Origin of the sequence: Acinetobacter brisouii (assembly GCF_008993995.1) — a bacterium.
GTDB classification, from domain to species: Bacteria; Pseudomonadota; Gammaproteobacteria; order Pseudomonadales; family Moraxellaceae; genus Acinetobacter; species Acinetobacter brisouii_A.
In genome coordinates this window covers 1-5,361 of the sequence record NZ_BKNN01000103.1, presented here as the reverse complement: position 1 = coordinate 5,361, position 5,361 = coordinate 1, and the positions used below count along the sequence as shown (strand labels likewise).

The window sequence follows — 5,361 nt, the reverse complement described above, 5'->3', positions numbered from 1 at the left end:
ACCATTTTTAAGAATAATGGACGAGGAATTCCAACAAGTCGTTTAAATTCCCCATCATTAAATCTAGTTAAATTTTCATATTTCATGGGACTAGTATAAACAATTTTTTACTTTCGCAAGAGGTCTAATAACTCAAGGTGAGCAAGTTTCTTTATTTTGGCCTCACATATTTAATATTAATATTTGCATTGGATTTTGTCATCAAGTATTTAAGTGGCAAAATAATGCAAAAAATAATGCGGTAGTTGCTGTAGTTATTATTGGATTAAGAAATGATTATACTAATAAAAGAAAATATATTTATAAAGATTTAGTTAAGAAAAATGTTGTAAATATCTCTCCATATTTAACGGAAAATACAAATTTGATAATTCATAAACGAAGAGCTCCTTTGGGTAAGGTTCCTCCTTTAGTTTATGGTAATCAAGCTATTGATAACGGCTACCTAGAGTTGAGTGATCTAGAAAAGATTGAAATTATTGAAAAATATCCAAATGCCAAAAAATTTATAAAAAAGTTGTACGGTGGGAGTAATCTTCTAAATAATCAAAATAGATGGTGTATTTGGGTTGCTGAAAAAGATTATCTTGAAGCTAATGCTATTTCACCTTTTAAGGAGAGATTTGAAAAAGTATATCATTTTAGAAAGAATGGTGGACAAGTAGCAAACTCTCTAATAAATATTCCTTATAGATTTCGTTATATACATGAACCTTTAAATTCGATGATAATCTTGCCAAAAGTGGCTAGTGAAAGAAGGGATTATTTGCCTGTTGCTTTTGTTGGAAATGACTCTATTGCATTGCAGACACTACAAGTTATATATGATTCAGAGCCTTATATATTTGGTATTCTTTCGTCCAGAATGCATATGCTTTGGGTTAAAGCAGTCGCAGGTGGTATGAAAACCGACATAGTGTATTCTAATTCTCTTTGCTATAACGCTTATCCTTTTCCATTATTGTCAGATAAGAAGAAAGAAGAGTTAACTTTGAATGTTATGAATATTCTAAATGAACGAGAAAAATATTCTAACAAAAGTTTGGCAGAATTATATGATCCTGAAAAAATGCCTTCCAGTCTAAGATTAGCTCATAAGAGCTTAGATACCGTGGTAGAAAGTTGTTATACAAATAAACCTTTTAGTTCTGATGAAGATCGTCTTGAATATCTTTTTGTTCTATATGAAAAATTAACTTCTTAGAGGGGAATGGGATGAAAAATATAGTTGAAGTAAATTATCAACAAACTGGGGAAAGCACCTCAATCAATAATATGGGGATGCGAGCTATGCAAGCTCGTGCCTTTCAATCTCGTGATAGCCAGTATTTACTCTTAAAAGCTCCTCCTGCATCAGGTAAGTCTCGTGCATTAATGTTTTTAGGTTTAGACAAGATACACAACCAAGGGTTGAGCAAAGTTATTGTAGCTGTACCTGAACGCTCAATTGGCGGTTCATTTGCTAGCACTAAGCTGAGTGAAAGTGGCTTTTTTGCAGATTGGGACATCAAACCTGAAAATAATTTATGTACTGCTGGTGGCGATAAAAGCAAAGTAAAAGCCTTTAAACGTTTTATGGAAGGTACAGATCAAATTTTAGTATGTACACATGCAACACTAAGATTTGCTTTTGAAGAGTTAGAAGATCATGTATTTGATAATACATTAGTGGCAATTGATGAATTCCATCATGTTTCAGCAGATGCTGATAATATTCTAGGTAATGTTCTTAAAGCTTTAATGGACAATACCACCGCTCATATTGTTGCGATGACGGGTTCATACTTCCGTGGCGATAGTGTTCCTGTACTTACGCCAGAAGACGAAGCAAAATTTGATAAAGTTTCGTTTAACTATTACGAACAACTTAATGGCTATACCTATTTAAAGTCTTTAGGTATTGGCTATCACTTCTATAAAGGACGTTACTTTGCAAAAGATGATGAAGGCGTTATTGCAATTGCAGAAGTACTAGATACCGATAAAAAAACCATCATTCATATTCCAAACGTAAATTCAGGTGAATCAACCAAAGATAAATATGATGAGGTGGATGCGATCCTCGAAATCATTGGTGAATTTGTCGCTAAAGATCCTGATACTGGAATTATCACCGTCAAACGTGCAGATGGTAAGATTTTAAAAGTAGCGGACCTCGTTGAAGAAGATGGTCGTGATAAAGTTGTTGAATATCTACGTAACATTAAAACCGTAGATGATCTTGATCTCATCATCGCCCTAGGCATGGCGAAGGAAGGCTTTGACTGGCAATTCTGTGAACATGCTTTAACGATTGGTTATCGTGGCTCTTTGACTGAAATTGTGCAGATTGTGGGACGTTGTACACGAGATAGCTCGAACAAATCACATGCGCAATTTACCAATCTTATTGCTCAACCTGATGCACAAGACACTGAGGTAAAATTTGCAGTAAACAATATGCTGAAAGCCATCACTGCATCTTTATTAATGGAACAAATACTTGCACCAAACTTCAAGTTTAAAACTAAACGTGATGATGAAGATATTGTTCCGCCAGGAACACTCACGATTAAAGGTTTTAAAGAACCAAGCACGGCAAAAACAAAGGCGATTATTGAAAATGATCTTGTGGACCTAAAAGCAGCGATTCTTCAAGATGCTAAAGTGATTGCAGGTTCAGCAGGTAAGGTTGAGCCTGAAGTGGTGAATAAAGTCCTTATCCCTAAGATCATCCAAACCAAATACCCTGACTTAACGAAAGCTGAACTTGAAGAAGTGAGTCAATATTTAGTCGTTGACTCAGTGATTAGCACAGCAGAAGTCAAAGAAGTTGGTGATAAAAAATTTATTCGTATGGCGGATAAATTTATCAATATCGAAGACCTGAATATTGATTTAATTCAATCTGTGAATCCATTCCAAAAAGCGTTTGAAATCCTATCAAAAGAAGTCACAGTCAATGTACTAAAATTGATTAAGGAGGCAATCGAAGCAACTAAAATTACCATGACTCAAGAAGAAGCTATTGAGTTATGGCCTAAGTTAAAAGCTTTTAAAGTTCAGTTTGGTCGTGAGCCTAGTCTAGAATCAAATAACTTAATTGAAAAACGTTTAGCCGAATGCCTAATCTATATTCGTGAGCAACGTAGACGAGCTGGAGTGTAAAACATGGAAGATTTAAGCTGGCTTCAAGATATGATTGCTGATGATGACTTAGGTCTTTTAAACGTAAAGAAAAAGACGTCTGGTCTAACGGCTGATGAACAATTGGTCTCAAAATTTAATGAAATTAATAATTTTGTGACACAGCATGGGCGTGTACCTGCTAAGGATATGAAAAACATTTCTGAGTTTATGCTTGCGAGCCGTTTAGAAGCAATTCAAACCAATCCAGAGCAATACATGGCTTTAGCAGATTATGATGAACATAATTTGCTGCCACAACATCAGGATTAAAGATATGTCAGATATTAAATCACTTGAAGATATTTTTAACGATGATGATCTAGGATTACTTGATGATGGTAAAGATGGGGACATCTTTAAAATCAAGCATGTGCCTGTCCAACGTGCAGCAGCAGATGAAGTTGCTAAACGTAAACGTTGTAAGGATTTTGATCAATTTGAGCACCTATTTAAAGGTGTTCACAGAGAGCTTCGTGAAGGTAAGCGTAAGCTATTACCATTTCATGATAAAAGTTATCAGCTCGAAAAAGGCAGTTACTATGTATTAAATGGTCTATTAATTTATTTAGCAGACTTTACATTTACTAGGGAAGACAAGACAGTAAATAATGTCCGAACTAGGAAAGATGGTAGAACACGCACTATCTTTGAGAATGGTACTGAATCAACTATGCTGTACCGTTCATTAGCTAAAGCATTATATAAAGATGGACGTATTGTTTCAGAAACCAATGAGCAAGCAAATTCCAATTTCTACACTAATTTTGGCGGTATCTCTGATGATGATACATCGACAGGCTATATTTATATTTTAAAATCTAAAAGTACAGATCCACGTATCCAATCATACGATCATCTTTACAAAATTGGTTTCGCCACGACAACTGTTGAAAAACGTATTGCGAATGCAAAAAAAGAGCCTACTTATTTGATGGCTGATGTTGAAGTCATTGCTGAGTATCAAGCTTTCAATATTAATCCTCAAAAATTTGAATATTACCTACATGCCTTTTTTGGTGAATCTTGCCTTGATATATTAGTGGCAGATAAAGATGGTAAAAATCATCAACCTAAAGAGTGGTTTATTGCACCTTTAGAAGTAATTCAGCAAGCCGTTGAGTTATTAGTAAATGGGCAGATCATGAGTTATCAATACAACAAGTTTACGAAAAATATTGAATTAAATTAAATAGTTATTCGCGGGGGATAAGTGATTAATATTATTAAAGTTAGGGATGATCATTCACCTATAAAATTTCAACAAAATTCTATAGATTCTAAGAAGTTTGTTCTTTGTGATGATATGGAGTGTTCGTGGTTAAATGCTAGCGATACTTTTTCTCACAAGGAATTACGGTCTAGAATTGAACCATGGCTGACTGCTCTTTTTCAATCGGAACATCTATCTTTATTAGCAGGCTCTGGTTTAACACACGCTGTTCATTGGTTAGCAGCAGAAAAAGCTGCTACTGGTATGGAGGCTTTTTCACTTGACGATTTTAATGATCAAGTAACTCTGGCTGCGAAAAAATCATCAGAAGCAACTGGACGTAAAGAAGGTAATTTAGAAGATCAATTACGTGTAGCAAATGAATTGCTTCGTGGGCTAGAAATTTTGAATCATGATAAAGCCAGTGCCCTTAAAAAAGAATTAGAAATAGCAATGCAAGGCTTTGCTAATTCAATATTGGTTAGTGAAAATGGTATTGCCACGGCAAATTCTGAAAAAAGAGAAAATGCTTTCAATATCTTAGTTACATTTCTAATGAGCTTTGCTAGTCGTACTGGCGTACGGGATAGATTAAATATTTTTACCACGAACTATGATCGACTTATCGAAGCTGGTTCAGAATTAGCAGGTATTCACTTACTTGACAGATTTTTAGGTAATTTAATGCCTATTTTTAGGTCATCTCGTTTAGATTTAGACATACACTATAATCCTCCTGGTATCCGTGGAGAACCTCGTTACCTTGAAGGAGTTGTGCGATATACAAAACTTCACGGATCACTAGATTGGATACAAGTAAATAAAGATATTCGGCGTATTGGTTTGCCATTTGGAGGGCTTTGTTGCACAAAGATTTGAAATGCAAAGCGCCCCTAATTGAGCCAAATTTAAGGCGTAACTTGGGTAAGTGGTCGACCTAATTCCGTAAATCTGTTGAGGACTGCTACACGTGCATGAATCTC

At 35.0% G+C, this 5,361-nt stretch carries 5 protein-coding genes and 1 pseudogene; 5 read left to right on the top strand and 1 reads right to left on the bottom strand.

Annotated elements, in window-relative coordinates; translation table 11 throughout:
• Window positions 1–86, bottom strand: a pseudogene (locus tag GBN19_RS15985) (IS5/IS1182 family transposase); the annotation flags it as partial.
• 41 nt (window positions 87–127) lie between these two features.
• Here GBN19_RS15985 and GBN19_RS14365 point away from each other — a divergent pair.
• The 5 genes from GBN19_RS14365 to GBN19_RS14345 are packed head-to-tail and all read left to right on the top strand — an operon-like array spanning window position 128 to window position 5,257.
• On the top strand, window positions 128–1,204 hold the full coding sequence (locus GBN19_RS14365) for a type IIL restriction-modification enzyme MmeI (RefSeq protein WP_375707874.1): 1,077 nt from the start codon (window positions 128–130) through the stop codon (window positions 1,202–1,204).
• Between the two features lie 11 nt (window positions 1,205–1,215).
• Window positions 1,216–3,147 (top strand): DEAD/DEAH box helicase, encoded by a 1,932-nt coding sequence (locus GBN19_RS14360; RefSeq protein ID WP_151778590.1) that lies wholly within the window; start codon window positions 1,216–1,218, stop codon window positions 3,145–3,147.
• 3 nt (window positions 3,148–3,150) lie between these two features.
• The gene (locus GBN19_RS14355; protein ID WP_004663637.1) at window positions 3,151–3,438 is read left to right on the top strand and encodes a hypothetical protein; all 288 of its coding nucleotides are present in this window, start codon (window positions 3,151–3,153) and stop codon (window positions 3,436–3,438) included.
• A gap of 4 nt (window positions 3,439–3,442) precedes the next feature.
• Complete coding sequence (locus GBN19_RS14350; protein WP_151778589.1) at window positions 3,443–4,357, top strand: GIY-YIG nuclease family protein; 915 nt, start codon at window positions 3,443–3,445, stop codon at window positions 4,355–4,357.
• 21 nt (window positions 4,358–4,378) lie between these two features.
• A complete protein-coding gene (locus tag GBN19_RS14345) occupies window positions 4,379–5,257 on the top strand; it encodes an SIR2 family protein (RefSeq protein ID WP_228271294.1) in 879 nt (292 codons plus the stop codon).
• Window positions 5,258–5,361: the final 104 nt, after the last annotated feature.

Excerpts from the sequence above, each read along its gene's own strand:
- GBN19_RS14360 (WP_151778590.1), top strand. The coding sequence starts at position 1,216 with ATGAAAAATATAGTTGAAGTAAATTATCAACAAACTGGGGAAAGCACC.
- GBN19_RS14355 (WP_004663637.1), top strand. The coding sequence starts at position 3,151 with ATGGAAGATTTAAGCTGGCTTCAAGATATGATTGCTGATGATGACTTA.
- GBN19_RS14350 (WP_151778589.1), top strand. The coding sequence starts at position 3,443 with ATGTCAGATATTAAATCACTTGAAGATATTTTTAACGATGATGATCTA.